Source organism: Luteimonas sp. YGD11-2 (assembly GCF_004118975.1).
In the GTDB taxonomy this organism is placed as follows: domain Bacteria; phylum Pseudomonadota; class Gammaproteobacteria; order Xanthomonadales; family Xanthomonadaceae; genus Luteimonas; species Luteimonas muca.
This window is the reverse complement of sequence record NZ_CP035376.1, coordinates 806,061-825,865: the sequence shown is the minus strand read 5'-3', so window position 1 is coordinate 825,865 and position 19,805 is coordinate 806,061. Positions and strand designations below refer to the sequence as shown.

18 protein-coding genes are annotated in these 19,805 nt (G+C 71.1%); 11 read left to right on the top strand and 7 right to left on the bottom strand.

Going from position 1 to position 19,805, the window contains the following annotated elements:
* Positions 1–131: 131 nt before the first annotated feature.
* The 6 genes from ERL55_RS03740 to gap all read right to left on the bottom strand — a co-directional run bounded on the left by ERL55_RS03740 (position 132) and on the right by gap (position 9,387).
* Positions 132–1,139, bottom strand: a complete 1,008-nt coding sequence (locus tag ERL55_RS03740) for a class I fructose-bisphosphate aldolase (protein WP_129135236.1) — start codon at positions 1,137–1,139, stop codon at positions 132–134.
* Between the two features lie 101 nt (positions 1,140–1,240).
* On the bottom strand, positions 1,241–2,704 hold the full coding sequence (pyk, locus tag ERL55_RS03735; RefSeq protein ID WP_129135235.1) for a pyruvate kinase: 1,464 nt from the start codon (positions 2,702–2,704) through the stop codon (positions 1,241–1,243).
* 148 nt (positions 2,705–2,852) lie between these two features.
* Positions 2,853–4,025 (bottom strand): phosphoglycerate kinase, encoded by a 1,173-nt coding sequence (locus ERL55_RS03730; RefSeq protein ID WP_129135234.1) that lies wholly within the window; start codon positions 4,023–4,025, stop codon positions 2,853–2,855.
* Positions 4,026–4,231: 206 nt separating this feature from the next.
* Positions 4,232–5,584, bottom strand: coding sequence for a DUF3999 family protein (locus ERL55_RS03725; RefSeq protein ID WP_129135233.1), 1,353 nt, complete (start codon positions 5,582–5,584; stop codon positions 4,232–4,234).
* A complete protein-coding gene (locus ERL55_RS03720; RefSeq protein WP_129135232.1) occupies positions 5,581–8,271 on the bottom strand; it encodes a DUF2339 domain-containing protein in 2,691 nt (896 codons plus the stop codon). The genes ERL55_RS03725 and ERL55_RS03720 overlap by 4 nt, the downstream gene beginning before the upstream one ends.
* Before the next feature lie 111 nt (positions 8,272–8,382).
* Entirely contained in the window at positions 8,383–9,387 is a 1,005-nt protein-coding gene (gene gap, locus ERL55_RS03715; RefSeq protein WP_129135231.1) for a type I glyceraldehyde-3-phosphate dehydrogenase, read from the bottom strand.
* A gap of 178 nt (positions 9,388–9,565) precedes the next feature.
* On the opposite strand from gap, the gene ERL55_RS03710 reads away from it, so the two are divergent.
* The 11 genes from ERL55_RS03710 (at position 9,566) to ERL55_RS03660 (ending at position 17,301) form a co-directional block, all read left to right on the top strand.
* A complete protein-coding gene (locus ERL55_RS03710; RefSeq protein WP_129135230.1) occupies positions 9,566–10,186 on the top strand; it encodes an OmpW family outer membrane protein in 621 nt (206 codons plus the stop codon).
* A gap of 49 nt (positions 10,187–10,235) precedes the next feature.
* Positions 10,236–11,057: a S1/P1 nuclease gene (locus ERL55_RS03705; RefSeq protein ID WP_129135229.1), complete on the top strand. Its 822-nt coding sequence runs from the start codon at positions 10,236–10,238 to the stop codon at positions 11,055–11,057.
* 83 nt (positions 11,058–11,140) lie between these two features.
* Positions 11,141–11,695 (top strand): hypothetical protein, encoded by a 555-nt coding sequence (locus tag ERL55_RS03700; RefSeq protein WP_129135228.1) that lies wholly within the window; start codon positions 11,141–11,143, stop codon positions 11,693–11,695.
* Between the two features lie 11 nt (positions 11,696–11,706).
* Entirely contained in the window at positions 11,707–12,480 is a 774-nt protein-coding gene (gene modA / locus ERL55_RS03695) for a molybdate ABC transporter substrate-binding protein (RefSeq protein ID WP_241685824.1), read from the top strand.
* Between the two features lie 7 nt (positions 12,481–12,487).
* Positions 12,488–13,171 (top strand): molybdate ABC transporter permease subunit, encoded by a 684-nt coding sequence (gene modB, locus ERL55_RS03690; RefSeq protein ID WP_129135226.1) that lies wholly within the window; start codon positions 12,488–12,490, stop codon positions 13,169–13,171.
* A 4-nt stretch (positions 13,172–13,175) separates the two neighbouring features.
* Positions 13,176–13,784: an ATP-binding cassette domain-containing protein gene (locus ERL55_RS03685; RefSeq protein ID WP_129135225.1), complete on the top strand. Its 609-nt coding sequence runs from the start codon at positions 13,176–13,178 to the stop codon at positions 13,782–13,784.
* Positions 13,785–13,839: 55 nt separating this feature from the next.
* The gene (locus ERL55_RS03680) at positions 13,840–14,316 is read left to right on the top strand and encodes an ABC transporter substrate-binding protein (RefSeq protein WP_129135224.1); all 477 of its coding nucleotides are present in this window, start codon (positions 13,840–13,842) and stop codon (positions 14,314–14,316) included.
* Positions 14,313–15,305 carry a cation transporter gene (locus tag ERL55_RS03675; RefSeq protein ID WP_129135223.1) on the top strand — a complete coding sequence of 331 codons (993 nt, stop codon included), beginning with the start codon at positions 14,313–14,315 and terminating at the stop codon, positions 15,303–15,305. Before ERL55_RS03680 ends, ERL55_RS03675 begins: the two co-directional genes overlap by 4 nt.
* On the top strand, positions 15,302–15,577 hold the full coding sequence (locus ERL55_RS03670; protein ID WP_129135222.1) for a PQ-loop domain-containing transporter: 276 nt from the start codon (positions 15,302–15,304) through the stop codon (positions 15,575–15,577). Before ERL55_RS03675 ends, ERL55_RS03670 begins: the two co-directional genes overlap by 4 nt.
* Before the next feature lie 74 nt (positions 15,578–15,651).
* Positions 15,652–16,623 (top strand): L,D-transpeptidase, encoded by a 972-nt coding sequence (locus ERL55_RS03665; RefSeq protein WP_129135221.1) that lies wholly within the window; start codon positions 15,652–15,654, stop codon positions 16,621–16,623.
* 6 nt (positions 16,624–16,629) lie between these two features.
* Positions 16,630–17,301: a M23 family metallopeptidase gene (locus ERL55_RS03660; RefSeq protein WP_129135220.1), complete on the top strand. Its 672-nt coding sequence runs from the start codon at positions 16,630–16,632 to the stop codon at positions 17,299–17,301.
* A gap of 151 nt (positions 17,302–17,452) precedes the next feature.
* Here ERL55_RS03660 and tkt read toward each other — a convergent pair whose 3' ends face one another.
* Complete coding sequence (gene tkt / locus ERL55_RS03655; protein WP_129135219.1) at positions 17,453–19,456, bottom strand: transketolase; 2,004 nt, start codon at positions 19,454–19,456, stop codon at positions 17,453–17,455.
* Positions 19,457–19,805: the final 349 nt, after the last annotated feature.

The following is a 19,805-nucleotide window of genomic DNA, read 5'->3' as shown; positions in this document are numbered from 1 at the left end:
CCGGTCCAATTCCCGGGAGGCTAGCGCGCCCGCGATGATGGCAGGGTCGCCATGCGGGGCCGAGGCGGTCGCGCGCGCCTCAGGCGAGGCGTCGAACCACCCGGGCCACCGCGCGGCGCGGCCCGCCCGCCTTACGCAGGCGTCCACTCGCCCAGTGCGGCGAGGCCATTGTCGCGGGCCCGCGCGTATACCGTCTGCTGCGCGCGCGCGACATTGCTGGCCGGGTCCTGCGCCCACAGCTTCAGCGCCGCCTGCTGCATCGCGCGGCCGTAGGAGAACGACAGCGGCCAGGGGTTCGGACCCATCCGGTTCATGGCGTCCAGATGCGCGGTGGCGTCCTCGTCGGACTGCCCGCCGGACAGGAACACGATGCCCGGCAGGATCGCCGGCACCGCCGACTTCAGGCACATCAGCGTCGACGAAGCCACCTCGTCCACCGCCACCTGCTCGTCGCAGCCCTTGCCCGGCAGCACCATCGATGCCTTGAGGATGGTGCCCTCGAGCATCACGCTCTGGTTGTAGAGCGCATCGAACAGCGAACGCAGCACCACCTCGGAGACCTCGTAGCAGGTCTCGATGTCATGGTCGCCGTCCATCAGCACTTCCGGCTCGACCATCGGCACCAGGCCGTTTTCCTGGCACAGCGCGGCATAGCGTGCCAGCGCATGGGTGTTGACCTCGATGCAGGTGCCCGACGGCATGTCCTCGCCGATGTGGATCACCGCGCGCCACTTGGCGAAGCGCGCACCGAGCCGGTAGTACTCGCGCAGGCGCTCGCGCAATCCGTCGAGACCTTCGGTCACCACTTCACCCGGGAAGCCGGCCAGCGGCTGGGTGCCCCGGTCGACCTTGATGCCCGGGATGATCCCGGCGTTGCGCATCACCCGGGCGAACGGCACGCCGTCGCGGGTGGACTGGCGCAGTGTCTCGTCGAACAGGATGGCGCCGCTGATGTGCTCGCCGAGCTTCGGCGTGGTCAACAGCATCTCGCGGTAGGCGCGGCGGTTGTCCTCGCTGTTGGCGATGCCCACGGCCTCGAAGCGCTTGCCGATCGTGCCGTTGGACTCGTCGATGGCGATGATGCCCTTGCCGGGGGCGACCATCGCCTGGGCGGTTTCGGCAAGCTGTTCGATGCTCATGGGGGCGTTTCCGGCAGGGCGTCAGGGCCGCGGAGTATAGCCCGCGCCCCTTGCGCCCCCGGGTGGCGGCGGCCGCGCAGGCGCGCCGCGGCGCAGATGCCCTACAGCTCGCCCAGACCTTCGGCGCGGCCCTGCTCGCCCACCCGCAGAAGCCGCAGCGTGTTGGTGGCGCCGTGGGTTTCCATGTGCTCGCCGCTGGTGAACACCACCCGGTCACGGCACTCGAGCATGCCGGCCTCGACCAGCTGCTGGATGCTGCCGCGCGCGGCTTCGCGCGGGGTCTGCCCGCGGCTGTCGTAGTCGAACGCGAACACGTCGCGCATCAGCCGCATGCGCCGGCGCGCACCCGGGTGGCGCGAGAACGCGTACACCGGTGCGTTGGAACGGAACCGCGACAGGAAGCGCGCGGTGCCGCCGGATTCGGTCATCGCCACGATCGCGCGCACGCCGATGTGCTCGGTCAGGAACATCGCCGCCATCGCGATCGCCTGGTCGGCACGCTCGAGGTTGCGCTGCGCCTGCTCGAAATTGGTGTCGTGGTTGAACTGGCGCTCGGCACCGAGGCAGATGCGCGCCATCGCCTCGACCGCGCGCACCGGGAAGTTGCCGGCCGCGGTCTCGGCCGACAGCATCACCGCGTCGGTGCCGTCGATGACCGCGTTGGCCACGTCCAGCACTTCGGCGCGGGTGGGGATCGGCGACTCCACCATCGACTGCAGCATCTGCGTGGCGGTGATCACCACGCGGTCGCGGGCCAGCGACTCGCGGATGATCTTCTTCTGCAGGCCCGGCAGCTCGGCATCGCCGATCTCCACGCCGAGGTCGCCGCGCGCGACCATCACCACGTCGCTGGCATCGATGATCTCGCCGAGGTTCTCGATCGCCTCCGCGCGCTCGATCTTCGACACCAGCGCGGCATCGCTGCCGGCGGCACGCGCCAGCGCGCGCGCCTCTTCCATGTCGGCGGCGTTGCGGCAGAACGACACCGCGATGAAGTCGACGTCGAGCTCGGCAGCCACGCTGATCAGCGCGCGGTCGTGGTCGGTGAGTGCGCCCAGCGACAGCCCGCCGCCGAGGCGGTTGAGCCCCTTGCGGTCGGACAGTGCGCCATCGTTGAGCACGGTGGTCACGATGCGAGGGCCGTCGATGGACTCCACCCGCAGCTGCATCAGGCCGTCGTCGAGCAGCAGCACGTCGCCGGCATTGAGGTCATCGGGCAGGCCGAGATAGCTCACGCCGACCTCGTGCACGGTGCCGGGGCCGGCGTCGTCGCTGGCCACCAGGTCGAAGCGCTCGCCGGCGCGCAGCTGCACGCGGCCCTGTTCGAAGCGCTCGATGCGGATCTTGGGCCCCGGCAGGTCGGCGAGGATGCCGACCTCCGTGCCGACCCGTGCCGCCGCCTCGCGCACCGCCTGCGCGCGCGCCTTCTGCGAGGCGGGATCGCCATGCGAGAAGTTCAGCCGGACCACATCGACGCCGGCACGCAGGATGGCATCGAGGACGCCGGGCGGGTCGGTGGCGGGGCCAAGGGTGGCAAGGATGCGGGTGCGGCGGCGGTGGTCCATGGAAGCTCGCAATGAGGCTGGGCTTGAAATGTGAACGCAAACATAGCGCGTTCACGCGGTAGTGCGGTGCCCTGCCCGATCCGGCGCGGCACGCCGCACCGGGCCGTCGGAGCCCGGCCCACGCGCACGCGGGCGGGCCCCGATGCGGTCAGCCGCGGCTGCGCAGCGCGGCCACCGCCGGCAGGGTCTTGCCTTCGAGGAACTCGAGGAACGCGCCGCCGCCGGTGGAGATGTAGCCGATGTCGCCGGCGATGCCGAACTTGTCGATGGCGGCGATGGTGTCGCCGCCTCCGGCGATCGAGAACGCATGGCAGCGCGCGATTGCACGCGCCACCGCCTCGGTGCCGCGGGCGAAGGCATCGAACTCGAACACGCCGACCGGGCCGTTCCACACCACCGTGCCGGACTCGCCCAGCAGCTGCGCGTAGTGCCTGGCGGTCTTCGGGCCGATGTCGAGGATCATCTCGTCGGCGGCCACCGCATCCACCGGCTTCACCACCGCCTCGGCGCTGGCGCTGAACTCGCGCGCCACCACCACGTCCAGCGGGATCGGGATCTCGGCGCCCTTGGCCTTGGCCTCGGCGAGGATCCGGCGCGCGGTGTCGAGCAGGTCGGGCTCGTGCAGCGACTTGCCGACGGCATAGCCCTGCGCAGCGATGAAGGTGTTGGCGATGCCGCCACCGACGATCAGCTGGTCCACTTCACCGACGAGGTTGGTCAGCAGCTCCAGCTTGGTCGACACCTTGCTGCCGCCGACGATGGCCAGCAGCGGTCGCGCGGGGTCGCCGAGCGCACGGCCGAGTGCGTCGAGTTCGGCCATCAGCAGCGGGCCGCCCGCGGCCACCGGCGCGAAGCGGATCGCGCCATGGGTGGAGGCCTGCGCGCGGTGCGCGGTGCCGAAGGCATCCATGACATACACGTCGCACAGCGCGGCGTACCTGCGTGCCAGCGCTTCGTCGTCGGCCTTCTCGCCGACGTTCATGCGGCAGTTCTCCAGCATCACCAGTTCGCCGGGCTGCACGTCGACGCCATCGACCCAGTCGCGCACCAGCCGCACCTCGCGCCTGATCAGCCTGCCCAGGTGCGCGGCCACCGGCGCCAGCGAGTCGGCCTCGCTCCAGCTGCCCTCGGTCGGGCGGCCGAGATGGGACATCACCATCACCGCCGCGCCCTGGTCCAGCGCGTGCTTGAGGGTGGGCAGCGATGCGACGATGCGCTGGTCGGACGTGATGCGGCCGTCCTCGATCGGGACGTTGAGGTCCTGCCTCACCAGCACACGCTTGCCGGTCAGGTCGAGGTCGGTCATTCGCAGGATGGACATGGGACGCAAGACTCGCTCAGGAAGGAAGCGCCGACGTGGCGACCCTGGACGGGCCGGACCGGCGTCGGCAGCGCGCTATTGTCGGCCTGTGCGCACAGGGGGGCAAACCGGAGCGGGATCGCCCCGCCGGCCTCGCGTGAAGGTGGTCGCGCCCGTCCGCACTGCCGGCACGGCGATGCCCGGCGCCCGCCGTGCCGGCGGCTGCGCTATTGCGAAGGGGCCGGACGGCGACGCAGCAGGCTGACCGCGAAGCCGGCGACCACCGCCACGCCCGCCAGCAGCACCGCCCACAGCACCCAGGTGGTCCAGTCGCGTACGGGCCGGAGCGCATCCTCGCCGGCCAGGTCGACGCGCGCGCCAGGCACCGCCGTCGCCGGCTGCCATCCCGCGCCGTGGCGCCTGCGCAGGACCTCCAGCACCTGCCCGACCGGGGCCGCGACGCGCGCCGCGCGTGCGCTGCCCGCATACACGGCGAACGGCGCGGAGCCTTCCGCCACGAACACCAGCGCCTCCGGACGGTAGCCCAGCAGCAACGCGGGCGGCGCGGCCACCGGGGCCTGCGGCTCCAGCCGCCAGATGCGGTCGCGCATCACCGTCGGCAGCTCGCGCGGCAGCGAGCGCGTGGCCGGATCCCCGCCGAGCCGGAACGCGACCCAGTCCGCGGCCACCACGCGCCACGGTGCATCGTCGTGATCGCGTACCGACAGGGTCCAGCGGCTGCCCGCGTGTCCCGCCGTGGCGAGGTCCGCGCGGGTCACCGGGTAGCGGCCGTCGAGGCGGTACTCGTAGCCGTCGCGGCCATCGCGCCGCACCTGCACGGGTTCCAGCCGGCGCCACTGCCAGGACGCCGCCGCCAGCGGCGGGCGCGTCTCCGCCTGCACGCCGGTGAGCTGCAGCGCGGGCATGGTTGCGCGCAGCGGGACCAGCCGCAGATAGCTTGACCGCATGGGCGCGACGAAGGCGATCCGTCCCTGCACCAGGCGGGCATCATCGCGGCGCAGGTCGAACACCCGTCCCTCCGGCTGCACGGACGTCCACTGGCGCAGGTCATCCGATGCATCCACGCGGAAGACCTGTTCGAACGGGACCTGGTCGTCCGCCCACGACAGCCGCAGCGCGTGCAGCGGGCCGTCGGACTGGCTGGCATCGAGCAGCCACGCGGTGGCGGCATCCGGCGTGACGCGCAGTTCGACGCGCCGCAGGCGGCCGTCGCTGGCGATCTCGCTGATCGCGGCGATGTCGCGCTGCGCGCGGTCTGCAGGCAGCGGGAACCACGGCAGTTCGTGCAGCAGCGGGCGATCGTCGACGGCCGCCGGCACCAGTGTCGCCGGCACCGCATGGCCGTCGCCGTTGACCACCACCACATCGGCGAGCGTTGGCGACCACGCGGCGGCATAGATACCGGGCGTCAGCTCCACGCGGTAGGCGCCGGCATCGCCGCTCGACAGCGACAGTGGCCACTGCCAACCGTAATCGGCATCCAGCGGCTGCGCGCCGGCGGTGGCCAGGGGGACCAGCACCGCGAAGGCGGCGGCACAGCGGGTGATGCAGCGGATCATGCGGGTTGCTCCGTGGCGTGGACGGCGCGCGGCGGCGCCGGCGCGAAGAAGCCGACCACCGTGCACAGCAGCCCGTAGGCGATGAACGAGGCGATACCCCACAGGTTGCCCAGGTGCCCGCGGTCGACCAGCACCAGCTTGGCCAGCACCACCGCCATCAGCAGTGCACCGGCCAGCCACAGCGCCCGATGGCCACGCCGCGAGCCCAGCACCCAGCCCAGCACGCCGAGCACGCTCCAGACCACGGTGAGCGCGGCCTGTGCGAGGCCACTCGACGGCAGCCCCGCATCCCACGCCACCCCGCCCCAGTGATGGGCGCCGCGCAGGGTGATCGCGGTCAGCAGCAGGAAGCCCGCCGCGGCCAGCAACGGCAGGCGATGGCGCGTCCATGCATCAGGTGCATCTTCCGACCACAGCCAGCGCGCAAGCAGCGCCAGCACCGCGAACTGGGCGAGGTCCAGCGGATTGAGCACCGCCAGCCACGGCAGCGGCGAGGCATCGCCGGCACTGCGCAGCGCCGGCAGCCACCACAGCAGCAGCAGGACCTGGAAGGTGCACAGCAACGCCCCGCGCACAGGCATGAACGCATCGCCCAGCGGACGGGCGAGCCATGTCCACCGCCACAGCGCCAGCGCAGTGACCAGCAGCCATGGCGCCACCACCGCCAGCGACCACCAGCCCGCCCCCAGCCCGAAACGCCCGGCCAGCCAGCTGCCCAGCAGCGACAGCAGCAGTGGCCACAACAGCCACCATGCGAACTGCGCCGCCCGTGCGATCGACGCATCGCCGCTGCGCAGGCAGGCCAGCCCACGCAACCCGCAGATCACGAACACCGCCCACGCCCATGCCCCATGGCCGGCGAACGGCTGCGCATGCACCGACGACTGCCACAGCGCAAGCGGCACCGCCGCCAGCAACGCGGCGAAGAACGTGGCGGCGAGCATGCGCTCCGGCCGGCGACGATGCAGTTCGGCCGCAAGCCAGCCGCTGCCGATGGCCAGTACCAGCAGCAGGTCCGGCTCCATTGCCGCAGGTGCCACCCGCAGCAGCTCCGCGGTCCAGGCGCCCAGCCACCACGCCAGCCCCCATCCGTAGGCAATGCCGGCCAGCGACCTCGACCCGGCTTGCCGGAAGGACCACGCGGTGGCCAGTCCCGCCACCGCGATCAGCATCCCGCCGGCGAACCGGCCGTGGGCGAAGGGCATGACCACCGCGCCGATCGGCAACGGTCCCGCCAGCATGTACGCCACCGCCGCGGCGAGCTGCAGGCCCACGCCGGACACCTGCGGCCAGCGCCGCTGCTGGCGTAACCCCAGCCACACCAGCGCCGCGCCTTCCAGCGCGAACACGCAGGCGGTGGCCTGCGCGGACAGCGCCAGCGGAACCGCCAGGGTGGCGAAGCCGACCGCCAGCAGCGCGTAGGACTGCACCAGCACCGCATGTCCCGGCCGCTGCAGCAGCGCGCGTGCAAGCATCGCGTACAGCGCGCCGAGACCGAGCGCGCACAGGGCCAGCGCCATCGTGCGGTCGTGCAACAGTCCCGCCTGCAGCGAAAACGCCACCAGCGGCGTGCCGAACACCAGTGCGCCATCGACGATGTCGCGCCGCGCGGGTGCGCGACGGCGTGCGTACAGCAGCGGGATCAGCAGGTAGAACGCGAAGAACAGCGCGAGGAACGATTGCGCCGAGGCGTAGTGCGCAGGTGCGTACGACAGCACGCCCCACAGCGTGGCGATGCCGAAGGTGAAGGCGAAGCCGAGCAGGTTGAGTTCGCGCCAGGCACGGAACCGGGCGATTGCCAGGATCGCGGCATTGAGCACCGCGTAGTACGCGAACAGCGCCACGTGGTTGCCGCCGCCGGTCGACAGCCAGATCGGTGCCAGGAAGCCGGCGAGGATGGCGAACACCGCCAGTGCGCGTGCGTTCTGCGCCACAGCAAGCACACCGGTGGCCGCGACCAGCACCACGCTCGCGGCAAAGGCCAGCGACGGCGGCAACAGATCGAACTGCCGGTACGCCGCGAACACCACCAGCAGCAGGATGCCGATCATCCCGCCCTGCACGCTGAGCGCGAAGCTGCGATGGCTCGCGCGACGCCGCCAGCCGAACACCAGCCCGGCCACGGCCGCCGCGGCGACGCCCGCCAGCCGCAGGCTTACCGGCACCGCCAGCCAGCCCTGGTCGCTGGCGTACTTCAGGAGCGCGCCCACGCCTGCAAGCAGCACCAGCATGCCGACCTTGACCGGCACATTGCCGGTGGTGAACCAGCGCCGCACGGCCGCCGCGGCACGCTCGACCATGCCTGGCGGTGCGGGCGCGGGCGGTGGCGGAGTCCGCGGCGGCGGCAGTTCGCCGGCGGGCGCGGGATGCACCGGCCCGGCGGTTCCGCGTTCCACCGCTGCATACGGCTGCGATGCCGACGCCGGCGCTGCTTCGACGCCAGGCCCGACGGACGCGGGCCGCGGCGCGCCGTCATCGCGCAGCGGCGGGCTGACCACGCGGGACATCGCATCCGCCGACGCGGAGTCCGCGCGCGCCGACGTTGCCACCGGGGCGCGTCGCAACGCGTCGACCGCGATCTCCAGCTCGACCACCCGCTGGCGCAGGCCCGAGAGCTTCACGAGCGCCACCACCAGCAGCACCGGCACCGCCAGCAACGCCAGACCCAGCAGCACCAGCAATTCCATCGTTCGCGCATCCGTTCGCGCCGGCCGGCGCAGCGCACACCTTACCCAACCGTCCGCGCAAACAAGAAGCCCCGCCAGTGGCGGGGCTCCGGGCTACGCTTGGGCCGGCGACTACTTCGCCGCGACCACGCGCACCATTTCCAGGCACTTGTTCGAATAGCCCCACTCGTTGTCGTACCAGGCCACCAGCTTGACGAAGGTCGGGTCGAGCGCGATGCCGGCGTCGGCGTCGAACACCGAGGTGCAGGTCTCGCCGCGGAAGTCGGTAGCCACCACCTTGTCCTCGGTGTAGCCGAGGATGCCCTTCAACGCGCCTTCGCTCTGCGCCTTCATCTCGGCCTTGATCTCGTCGTAGCTGGCCGGGTTCTCGAGCTCGACGGTGAGGTCGACCACCGACACGTCCGAGGTCGGCACGCGGAACGACATGCCGGTGAGCTTCCTGTTGAGTTCGGGGATCACCACGCCCACGGCCTTGGCCGCGCCGGTGGACGAGGGAATGATGTTCTCGAGGATGCCGCGGCCGCCGCGCCAGTCCTTGCTGCTGGGGCCATCGACGGTCTTCTGGGTGGCGGTGGCGGCGTGCACGGTGGTCATCAGGCCACGCTTGATGCCCCACTTGTCGTGGACGACCTTGGCCAGCGGCGCCAGGCAGTTGGTGGTGCACGAGGCGTTGGAGATGATCGCCTCGCCGGCATAGCTGTCGTGGTTGACGCCGTAGACGAACATCGGCGTGTCGTCCTTGGACGGGGCCGACTGGATGACCTTCTTCGCGCCCGCATCGAGGTGCTTCTGGCAGGTCTCCTTGGTCAGGAACAGGCCGGTCGATTCGATCACGACGTCAGCGCCGACCTCGTCCCACTTCAGGTTGGCGGGGTCGCGCTCCTGGGTGAGGCGGATCTTTTTCCCGTTGACGATCAGGGTGTTGCCATCGACCGACAGTTCGCCCTTGAAGCGGCCGTGCACGGAGTCGTACTGCAGCATGTAGGCCAGGTAGTCCGGCTCCAGCAGGTCGTTGATCGCGACGATCTCGATGTCGCCGTCGAAGTTCTCCACTGCCGAGCGCAGCACGTTGCGGCCGATGCGGCCGAAGCCGTTGATGCCAACCTTGATCGCCATTACCGAAGACTCCTCACGCCGCACGTTGCGGCCTGGATGGGTGGAAAGCGTGGCCGGCCATTCTACCAGCCGGGCGCCGGGCGGTCCGTGCTGCCGCCTTGATCGCGATCAAGGCGTGCCGTGCCCGGGATGCCGACACTGGGCCCGTACCTGACCACCACAAGAAACGGACCCCCACATGCGATTCACGCGCTTTTCCCTGCTTGCCCTCGCACTCGCCACCGTCGCGCTGCCGGCCGCCGCCCAGACCGCCGGCGACTGGACCGTCGCCATCGGCGCGCACAACGTCGACCCGAAGTCCGACAACGGCACCCTCGCCGCCGGCACCCTGCCGGTGTCGGTGGATTCGAACGTGCGCCCGACCATCGCGCTCGAGTATTTCGTGCGCGACGGCCTCGGCATCGAGGTCCTGGCCGCACTGCCGTTCCAGCACGACATCGCCATCGACGGCCTCGGCACCGTGGCCACCACGAAGCACCTGCCGCCCACGGTGAGCCTGCAGTACCACTTCAACCATGGCGGCGCGGTGTCGCCGTTGCTGGGCCTGGGCGTGAACTACACCACCTTCTTCAGCGAGGACACCCGCGGCGCGCTGGCCGGCGCCGACCTCGAGCTTGGCGATTCCTGGGGCCTGGCCGCGCATGCCGGCGTGGACTTCCGCCTCGGCAACGGCGGTGCGATCCGCATCGATGCGCGCTGGATCGACATCGACAGCAGCGTGCGCCTGGATGGCGCCGGGCTCGGCACCGCCAATATCGACCCCTGGGTCTACGGCGCCGCCTACGTGCACCGGTTCTGAGCCGATCCGATCAAGGGGTGCAGCGGGTCATGCCGGTAGAATTGCCGGCATGACCCGGACTGCTCTCGCCATCGCCACCTTCGCCGCCGGCCTCGTGCTGGCCTCCGCCCCCGCCTACGCCTGGGGCCCGCGCGGCCACCGGCTGGTGGCCGATATCGCCGAAGCACAGCTGCAGCCGCAGGTCCGCGCACAGGTGGACGCGCTGCTGCGGGGCGAGGCCGAACCGACGCTTGGCGGGGTAGCCACCTGGGCCGACGAACTGCGCGCCAACGATCCCGACCTCGGCCGCCGCTCCGCGAGCTGGCACTACGTCAACATCGCCGAGCAGGACTGCAACTACGACGCCGACCGCCACTGCCGTTCCGGCGGTTGCGTGGTCGAGGCGATCCGTACGCAGGCGGCGATCCTCGCCGACACCCGACAGCCCGTCGATGCGCGCCGCCAGGCGCTGAAGTTCGTGGTCCACTTCGTCGGCGACGTGCACCAGCCGATGCACGCGGGCTACGCGCACGACCGCGGCGGCAACAGTACGCAGATCAACCAGCCCGACGGCACCCGCGACGGCCGCGGCACCAACCTGCATTCGCTGTGGGACAGCGGACTGTTCCGCGACATGCAGGAAAGCGAAGCGGCGCAGCGCGCGCGGCTGACCGGCAAGGGCGCGATGGCGGCGGATGCCGGCGACCCGGCCGGCTGGGCGGAAGGGGCCTGCCGCATCGCCACCACCGACGGTGTCTACCCGCCGCGGCCGAAGATCGACGGCCGCTATATCGCCACCTGGCGGCCGGTGGCGGAACAGCAGATCGCACTGGCCGGCAGCCGCCTGGCCGCGCTGCTGAACCACGCGCTGGCGCCGCGCGACGACGACTGACCGGCGCCTGCGCGCAGCGCGCGTAGGCCTGTACCGCTGGGGTGAGCGCGTAGACTGCGGCGCATCCGCACGTCGAGCGTCCGATGCCCTGCGCCGCCCGCCTCCGTCCGCTGCTGCTGGTCCCGCTGCTGGCGGGCTGTGCCGGACATCCGTCGATCGCCACCGTGGATGCTGACGTTTCCCCGCCCGCCCGCACGACCCACGACCCGCGACTGCGCGCGTCCGTTCCGCGCGCACCGGCGGTGCCGTCGCCGGTCGCAGTGCCGCTGGATGCCAGGACCCTGTCACACGCTGCCCGCAGGCCGATCGCCATACCGATTGCCGGGCAGACCCTGCGCTGCGTGGGCGTCGCGCTGATCGACCTGCTGCGCACCAGCGGCGCGGCTCCGATGGACGCGCTGCATGGTCCGCACCTGGCGCGTTACGTGCTGGCGCAGGCACGCGACGGACGCCGCGTGCTGTTCTCGCTGGCGGAACTCGCCCCCGCCGGCGGCAGCCGCGCGGTTGCGGTGGTCGACACCTGCGACCACGACCTCGGGATACCTGACGATGCCTTGTTGCTGCTGGTCGATGGCCGGCTGGACGATGCACGGACCCTGACCGGCCTGCACACGCTCACCGTCGTGGTCGCGCCATGAGGCAGCCGGCCATGCGCCTCATCATCGTGCTGGCCGCGCTCGCTCTGCTTGCCGGTTGCAGCCCACGCCAGAGCGACGCCGACACCAGCCGGCCGCTGACCGTGTTCGCCGCCGCCAGCCTCAAGGAGGCGATGGATATCACGGCAGCGGACTTCCATGCACACACCGGGCAGGCAGTGCAGGTCTCGTACGCGGCGAGCCCGGCGCTCGCGCGGCAGATTGATCACGGTGCACCGGCGGACGTCTTCGTGTCGGCGGACCTCGCATGGATGGAGTGGCTGCAGCAGCGCGAACGCATCGATACCGGTACGCGCCGGGTGCTTGCCGGCAACACGCTGGTGCTGGTCGCGCCGGCCGGCGAGGCTGCACCCGCGTTCCTGCTCGCGCCCGGCACGGACCTGGCCGCCCGCCTGCAGGGCGGCCGGCTCGCGCTGGCTGCGACCGGCAGCGTGCCCGCAGGCCGCTATGCGAAGGCCGCTCTGCAGTCCCTCGGAATGTGGGACGGCATTGCCGCGCACGTCGCGGAGACCGACAACGTGCGCGCCGCGCTGATGCTGGTGGCACGTGGCGAAGCACCACTGGGGGTGGTGTACGCCAGCGATGCACTGGCCGAGCCAGCGGTACGGGTGGTGGCGACCTTCCCCGCCCGCAGCCATCCACCCATCGTCTACCCGGCCGCACGCATCGCGTCCAGCGACCATCCGCAGGCGGCGGCATTCGTGGACTGGCTGCAAACGCCACCGGCACAGGCGATCTTCCGCACTCGCGGGTTCACCGCCCCATGAGCCACGCATGCTGACGCCCGCGGAATGGGAGATCGTCGCGCTGAGCCTGCGCGTGGCAGTGGCAGCCGCCGTGGCCAGCCTGCCGTTCGCGATCGCCGCCGGCTGGTTGCTGGCGCGCCGGCGCTTCCCCGGCAAGGCCGTGCTCGACGCGCTGATCCATCTGCCGCTGGTGCTGCCGCCGGTGGTGGTCGGCTACCTGCTGCTGGTGGCGCTCGGCAGCCAGGGCACGATCGGACGTGTGCTGGGCGCCGCCGGCATCGAGTTCGCGTTCCGCTGGACCGGTGCCGCGCTTGCCAGCGCGATCATGGGCTTCCCGCTGATGGTGCGGGCGATCCGGTTGTCGATCGAACAGGTGGACCGGCGGCTGGAACAGGCCGCGGCCACGCTCGGTGCATCGCCGTGGCGGGTGTTCCGCACCGTCACGCTGCCGCTGGCCTGGCCCGGCGTGGTCGCCGGCGCGGTGCTCGGTTTCGCCAAGGCACTGGGCGAGTTCGGGGCCACCATCACCTTCGTCTCGGCGATCCCGGGCGAAACGCTCACCATCGCGTCCGCGGTGTACGGCCTGATGCAGGTGCCGGGTGGCGAAGCGGCGATCTGGCGCCTGGCGGCGGTATCGCTGGCGCTGTCGTTCGGCGCGCTGCTGCTGTCGGACTGGCTGGTGCGCCGCCAGCGCGGCGACGTGGCGGACTGAGCGCATGCTGCATATCGACATCGAACTCGTCCGCGGCGGCTTCCGCCGGCATGTGCGCATCGACGAGGCCTCGCGCGTGGTCGCGCTGACCGGGCCATCGGGCGCCGGCAAGAGCTCCGTGCTCAACGCCATCGCCGGCCTGCTGCGACCGCGATCCGGGCGCATCGAGATCGACGGCCGCGTGCTCTTCGACCACGCAGCGGGCGTGGACCTGCCGGCACATCGCCGCCGGGTCGGCTACGTGTTCCAGGACGCACGCCTGTTTCCGCATCTCGACGTGCGCGCCAACCTGCGTTACGCGCGCCGCGCCGGGGAACGCTTCGCGTTCGATGCGGTGGTGGAACTGCTGGGCATCGGCGCGCTGCTCGGGCGCCGCACCGGCAACCTGTCGGGCGGCGAGGCACAGAGGGTCGCGATCGGCCGCGCACTGCTGTCGCAGCCGGCGCTGCTGCTGTTCGACGAGCCGTTGTCGGCGCTCGACCAGGACCGCCGCGCGGAACTGATCCCCTGGCTGCAACGGGTCCGCGACGAGACCGGCCTGCCCATGCTCTACGTCAGCCACACGCTCGACGACGTGCGCCGCCTGGCCGGCGCGGTGCATCACCTCGGGTAGCGCACGCCCCGGGCCTTCGCCAGCCGTGCACACCGGCCAGCGGATAACGCCGGCCATGTCGATGACCCGGTTCGCCTGCCTGTGCGTTTTCCTCGTGCTGTGCGCCTGCAGCGACTACCCCCGCGATCCCGAAGACAGCCTGGCGCGCGCCCATGAGCATGGGTTGCGGGTGGGCCTGAGCCACGACCCGCCATTCGTCGACCTCTCGGGCCGCGAGCCTGCGGGCATCGAGGTCGACTGGATCCGCCGCTTCGCCCACGGCCGCGGCATGGAGGTGGAGTGGGTGGTCGACGGCCATGACGCGCTGATGCTTGAACTGCTCGATTTCCGCCTGCACCTGGTCGCTGGCGGCCACCGCCGCGATTCGCCGTGGAAGGATGCCTCGTGGTCGTTGCCGGTGAAGATCGCCACCGCCGACGGTCTCGTCGAACGTCGCTTCGCGCTGCCGCCCGGCGAGAATGCCTGGCAGCTGGTGTTGGACCGCCAGCTGCATGCCGATGCGCCCGCACTGGCGAACGGAGCATCGCGATGACCCGCACCGACCCGCCCGCGGGCCCGTCGCGCCCGCGCGATGCGCATCCACTGCCCGATGCCCAGCAACGGCTGCTTGCGCAGGCCGCGCGGCTGAGCTGGTGGTCGATCGTGCTGCTGGGCGCCACCAGCGTGCTGATGGTGCTGGCGATGGGCGGCTCGCAGGCGATGAAGACCGCGCTGGCCGAGGACCTGCTGAGCCTGCTGCCGCCGATCGGCCTGCTGGTCGCGGCGCGCTTCCGGCGCCGTGCGGCGGACACCGAATACCTCAACGGGCGCGAGCGCGCGTTCGATGTCGCGTTCCTGGCTTCGGCGGTGGCGCTGACCGCCGTCGGCCTGCTGCTGGTGTTCGATGGCGTGCATACGCTGGCCACGCGTGCGCACCCGGTGATCGGCAATGTCGAGATCGCCGGCACCATCATCTGGAAAGGCTGGCTGATGATGGGCGTGCTGGCGCTGTCGGCGATCCCGCCGGTGGTCCTGGGGCGGATGAAGCTGGAGCTCGCGCACGAGCTGCAGCTCAAGCCGCTGCACACCGACGCCGACATGAACAAGGCCGACTGGATGACCGCGCTGGCCGGCATCGTCGGCGTGGCGGGGATCGGCTTCGGGCTGTGGTGGACGGATGCGGCGGCGGCGATCTTCATCGCGGTCGAAGTGCTGCGCGACGGCGTGCGCAACCTGCGCAACGCGATCCGCGACCACCACGACGCGCGCCCGCAGCAGGTCGACCGCAACGATACCGACGACCTCGTTGACCGGGTGCACGATGCGGTTGCCGGGCTCGCGTGGGTCCGCGGCGTGCGCGTGCGCCTGCACGAGGAGGGCCTGCGCCTGAGCGGCGTGGTGTGGGTGCGCACCGGCTCCGGCGCGCTGACGTCCACCCAGCGGGTGGAGGCCGAGCGGCGTGTACGCGATACCCACTGGCGGATCGATACCGTGGACGTGACCATCGACGAGGACGGGCACCACATGGACACGACGGCATGACTGGCGCGGACTGGATCGGCTGGGCCGCGACCGCGGTGCTGATGGCCACCCTCATCCGGCAGATCCGCAAGCAGTGGATCGCCGACAGCGTCGAATCGGTCTCGGTGTGGCTGTTCGTCGGCCAGATCGCCGCCTCGGTGCTCTTCATCATCTACAGCGCACTGGTCTCCAACCCGGTGTTCGTGGTGACCAACGTCCTGATCCTCGGCACCGCCGTGGTCGGCCAGGTGCTGACGGTGATCAAGCGTCGGCGACAGAACGCCACGCAATAACAGGGGCGTTGTCTTCACGCGTGGCTGGCGCCGGCGTCGCCATGGTTGCGCCAATGTCCCGATGGAACCCGCTTATGCGCCTGTTGCCCGTATTGCTCCTCTCGCTCGCCTGCTCGCTTCCCGCGCTCGCCGCGGACCCGCCGACCCCGGCGCCCGCCGCTGCCGGATCGGCGCGAGCAGACACGCAACCGGCTGCTGCGCAGGAAGAGGTGAGCCGGCCGTTGCATGCACAGGTGCTGCTGGCGCGGGCACGATTCTCCCCGGGCGAGATCGATGGCGTCGCCGGTTCCAACCAGGCACGCGCACTGCGCGGTTTCCAGGCCGCGCGCGGTCTCGAGGTCAGCGGTGAACTCGACGACGCCACCTGGGACGCGCTGGCGGCCGATGTGTCGCCGGCGCTGATCGACCACACACTGACCGCCGAGGACCTCGCGGCGCCGTACGTCGAGGTGCCCGACGACATGATGGAGAAGTCGAAACTCGACCGCCTCGGTTATGCATCGGCCTGGGAGGCTCTTGGCGAGCGCTTCCACTCCAGCCCGGAACTGCTGCAGTCGCTCAATCCCGATGTCGATCCGCGCGTGGGCGCGACCCTGCGCGTGCCCAACGTGCGTGACCTGCCGCCGCTGGCAAAGGCCGCGCGCATCGTGGTGAGCGAATCCGACGCCACGCTGGTGGTGCTCGACGGCAACGACCGGGTGATGGCGCAGTTCCCGGTTACTTCCGGCAGCGAGAAGGATCCTCTGCCGATCGGCGAATGGACGGTCGAGACCGTGGCCATGGACCCGACCTTCCACTACAACCCGGAGCTGTTCTGGGACGCCGACCCGGAGCACAGCAAGGCGACCGTCGCCGCGGGCCCGAACAACCCCGTCGGCCCGGTGTGGATCGACCTGTCGAAGCCGCACTACGGCATCCACGGCACCCCGGAGCCGGCGCGCGTCGGCAAAACCGCCTCCAACGGCTGCGTGCGCCTGACCAACTGGGACGTTCTGGCGCTGGTGGACGCGGTCGAGGCCGGCACCCCGGTGGAAATGCGGAAGTAGGCCGTCATGCGGATCACCGCTCTTCTCGCCATGCTGCTGGCGGTGGCGCTCGCCGCCTGGGCGTGGTGGTCACGGCCGATCCGGGTGACCCCGGCGGCAGCCACGATGGACACGACGGCGCCTGTCCCGCCGCGGGCCATGCCGGAACCCGCGCCCTATCCGCCCGACACCGGCAGGCAGCCGGCCGCACCCGGGCCCGGTACCGCACCCGCAGCGCGCTTGCAGCCGGCGCCCGGCGATGCCCTGCTGGTGCCGGTGCAGGGCATCGACCGTGGGCAGCTGGCCGACACCTTCACCGACGCGCGCAGCGAGGGCCGCCCGCATGACGCGATCGACATCATGGCCCCCGCCGGGACGCCGGTGCTGGCAGTCGCCGACGGCCACGTCGAGAAGCTGTTCGACAGCGAGCGCGGCGGGCTCACCGTGTACCAGTTCGATCCGTCCGGACAGTTCGCCTACTACTACGCCCACCTGCAGGCCTACGCACCGGGGCTCGCCGAAGGCCAGCAGTTGCGCCGCGGCGACGTGCTGGGAACGGTCGGCAGCACCGGCAATGCCAGCGACGACGCCCCGCACCTGCATTTCGCGATCTTCCGGCTCGGGCCGGAACGGCGCTGGTGGGAAGGCGAGGCGATCAACCCGTACCCGCATCTGCGCGAGGGCACAGTGCCGCGTTGAGGGGCTGGGCCCCATGCACGACGGATGCGGCCCCTGCTGTTGCAGGATCCGCTGGTGCGCGACAGCGACCAGGAGCTGCTGCGCCCCGGAGAACGCCCTCACCCGCCCTGCCGGGCTCCCTCTCCCGCACGCGGGAGAGGGAGGGTATTGCTCAGCGCAACGCGCGCGCCGCGTCGGCCACCGCCTGCGCGGTGAAACCGAAGTGCTTGAACAGCACCCCCGCCGGTGCCGACGCACCGAAGCGATCGAGGCCGATGACAGCGCCGTCGAGGCCGACGTACTTGCGCCATGCATCGGTCACGCCCGCTTCCACCGCGACGCGGCGACGCAGCGCCATCGGCAGCACCGCTTCGCGGTACTCCGCATCCTGGCGGTCGAACACGTCGCTCGACGGCATCGACACCACGCGCGTGGCGATGCCCTCGGCTTCCAGCATCGTGCGCGCTTCCACCGCCAGGCCGACTTCCGAGCCGGTGGCGATCAGGATGATCTCCGGCGCGCCATTACCGGCCTCCGCGAGCACGTAGCCGCCACGCCCGATATCGCCCAGCTGCGCTTCGTCGCGTGCCTGGTGCGGCAGGTTCTGGCGGCTGAAGACCAGGCAGGACGGGCCGTCGCGGCGTTCGATCGCCGCGCGCCACGCCACCGCCGATTCCACCGCGTCGCACGGGCGCCACACGTCGTTGTTGGGGATCAGCCGCAGGCTGGCCAGGTGCTCGACCGGCTGGTGCGTCGGGCCGTCCTCGCCGAGGCCGATCGAGTCATGGGTGTAGACATGGATGGCGTGCGCTTCCATCAGCGCGCTCATCCGCACCGCGTTGCGGGCGTAGTCGGAGAACACCAGGAAGGTGGCGTCGTACGGGATGAAGCCGCCATGCAGCGCCAGGCCGTTCGAGATCGCGGTCATCGCGAACTCGCGCACGCCGTAATAGATGTAGTTGGCGGAGGGGTCGTCGCTGCCGACGTCCCTGCTGCCGCTCCACATCGTCAGGTTGGAGCTTGCGAGATCCGCGGAACCGCCGACCAGTTCCGGCAGGTGCGGCGCGAACGCTTCGATCGCCATCTGCGAGGCCTTGCGCGATGCCACTACCGGGCCTTCGGCCTGCAGCTTGCGGATATACGCATCCGCGGCCGCGCCGAAGCCTTCCGGCAGTTCGCCATGCGAACGGCGGGTCAACTCGTCGGCGATGTCGGGGTACTTCTGCGCGTAGGCGTCGAACAGGCGGTTCCACTGTTCCTCGCGCACCAGGCCGGCATTGCCCGCGCGCCAGCCGTCCTGGATCGCCGCCGGCAGCTCGAACGGACCGTGCTCCCAGCCCAGCGCCTTGCGGGTGGCGGCGAGTTCGTCGCCACCCAGTGGCGCACCGTGGGAGGACTCCTTGCCCGCCTTGGCCGGCGAGCCGAAGCCGATCGTAGTGCGGCAGCACAGCAGCGTCGGGCGCTCGTCCTGCGACAGCGCGTCCTCGATCGCGGCCTTGATGGCATCGGCATCATGGCCGTCGACGTCGCGGATCACGCGCCAGCCGTAGGCCTCGAAACGCTTCGGGGTGTCGTCGGTGAACCAGCCCCGGACCTCGCCGTCGATGGAGATGCCGTTGTCATCCCAGAACGCCACCAGCTTGCCCAGCTTCAGCGTGCCGGCCAGGGAAGCGGCCTCGTGCGAGATGCCTTCCATCAGGCAGCCATCGCCCAGGAAGACCCAGGTGCGGTGGTCGACGATCGCGAACTCGGGGCGGTTGAAGCGCTGCGCCAGCAGCTTTTCGGCCAGCGCGAAGCCGACCGCGTTGGCGAAACCCTGGCCGAGCGGGCCGGTGGTGGTCTCGACGCCCGGGGTGACGAAGTTTTCCGGGTGGCCCGGCGTGCGGTGGCCGAGCTGGCGGAAGTTCTTCAGCTCCTCGATCGGCAGGTCGTAACCGGACAGATGCAGCAACGCGTACTGCAGCATCGAGCCGTGGCCGTTGGAGAGCACGAAGCGGTCGCGGTTGAACCACTTCGGGTTGTTCGGGTTGTGGCTGAGGTAGTCGTTCCACAGCACCTCGGCGATGTCCGCCATGCCCATCGGCATGCCCGGATGGCCGGACTTGGCGGCCTCGACGGCGTCGGCGGCAAGGAAACGGATGGCGTTGGCGAGATCGCGACGGGTCGGCTGGGTCATGTCATCGGCGGGCGGCGGCGGGAGCCCGCTATTGTCCCACGGCGGCCCACGACGTGCCTCCGCGGCCCGTGGGCGTCTGTTCAATCGCCACGCCCGGACGCCGCGGTCATCCGGACCCGTAAGCGTGCTTTCCCCTGGGCTCGTGGTGCTGCGCTCAGGCGCCTGCCGGGTGTTCCGACGACCAGGGCGGGATCGGGCGCCGACCCGGCGGAATACCCGGCTGGCGCCCCTGCGTACCGCTCCGGACGAACACGGACATCTTCACCTGTGCGGCATGAGCTCGATGCGCTTCGTACAGTCCGCGCCGAACCACAGGCAGCCAGAGGTCTGACGTCACCGCAGCACGCCG

Excerpts from the sequence above, each read along its gene's own strand:
- ERL55_RS03740 (WP_129135236.1), bottom strand. The coding sequence starts at position 1,139 with ATGAGCATCGAACAGCTTGCCGAAACCGCCCAGGCGATGGTCGCCCCC.
- pyk (WP_129135235.1), bottom strand. The coding sequence starts at position 2,704 with ATGGACCACCGCCGCCGCACCCGCATCCTTGCCACCCTTGGCCCCGCC.
- ERL55_RS03730 (WP_129135234.1), bottom strand. The coding sequence starts at position 4,025 with ATGTCCATCCTGCGAATGACCGACCTCGACCTGACCGGCAAGCGTGTG.
- ERL55_RS03725 (WP_129135233.1), bottom strand. The coding sequence starts at position 5,584 with ATGATCCGCTGCATCACCCGCTGTGCCGCCGCCTTCGCGGTGCTGGTC.
- ERL55_RS03720 (WP_129135232.1), bottom strand. The coding sequence starts at position 8,271 with ATGGAATTGCTGGTGCTGCTGGGTCTGGCGTTGCTGGCGGTGCCGGTG.
- gap (WP_129135231.1), bottom strand. The coding sequence starts at position 9,387 with ATGGCGATCAAGGTTGGCATCAACGGCTTCGGCCGCATCGGCCGCAAC.
- ERL55_RS03710 (WP_129135230.1), top strand. The coding sequence starts at position 9,566 with ATGCGATTCACGCGCTTTTCCCTGCTTGCCCTCGCACTCGCCACCGTC.
- ERL55_RS03705 (WP_129135229.1), top strand. The coding sequence starts at position 10,236 with ATGACCCGGACTGCTCTCGCCATCGCCACCTTCGCCGCCGGCCTCGTG.
- ERL55_RS03700 (WP_129135228.1), top strand. The coding sequence starts at position 11,141 with ATGCCCTGCGCCGCCCGCCTCCGTCCGCTGCTGCTGGTCCCGCTGCTG.
- modA (WP_241685824.1), top strand. The coding sequence starts at position 11,707 with ATGCGCCTCATCATCGTGCTGGCCGCGCTCGCTCTGCTTGCCGGTTGC.
- modB (WP_129135226.1), top strand. The coding sequence starts at position 12,488 with ATGCTGACGCCCGCGGAATGGGAGATCGTCGCGCTGAGCCTGCGCGTG.
- ERL55_RS03685 (WP_129135225.1), top strand. The coding sequence starts at position 13,176 with ATGCTGCATATCGACATCGAACTCGTCCGCGGCGGCTTCCGCCGGCAT.
- ERL55_RS03680 (WP_129135224.1), top strand. The coding sequence starts at position 13,840 with ATGTCGATGACCCGGTTCGCCTGCCTGTGCGTTTTCCTCGTGCTGTGC.
- ERL55_RS03675 (WP_129135223.1), top strand. The coding sequence starts at position 14,313 with ATGACCCGCACCGACCCGCCCGCGGGCCCGTCGCGCCCGCGCGATGCG.
- ERL55_RS03670 (WP_129135222.1), top strand. The coding sequence starts at position 15,302 with ATGACTGGCGCGGACTGGATCGGCTGGGCCGCGACCGCGGTGCTGATG.
- ERL55_RS03665 (WP_129135221.1), top strand. The coding sequence starts at position 15,652 with ATGCGCCTGTTGCCCGTATTGCTCCTCTCGCTCGCCTGCTCGCTTCCC.
- ERL55_RS03660 (WP_129135220.1), top strand. The coding sequence starts at position 16,630 with ATGCGGATCACCGCTCTTCTCGCCATGCTGCTGGCGGTGGCGCTCGCC.
- tkt (WP_129135219.1), bottom strand. The coding sequence starts at position 19,456 with ATGACCCAGCCGACCCGTCGCGATCTCGCCAACGCCATCCGTTTCCTT.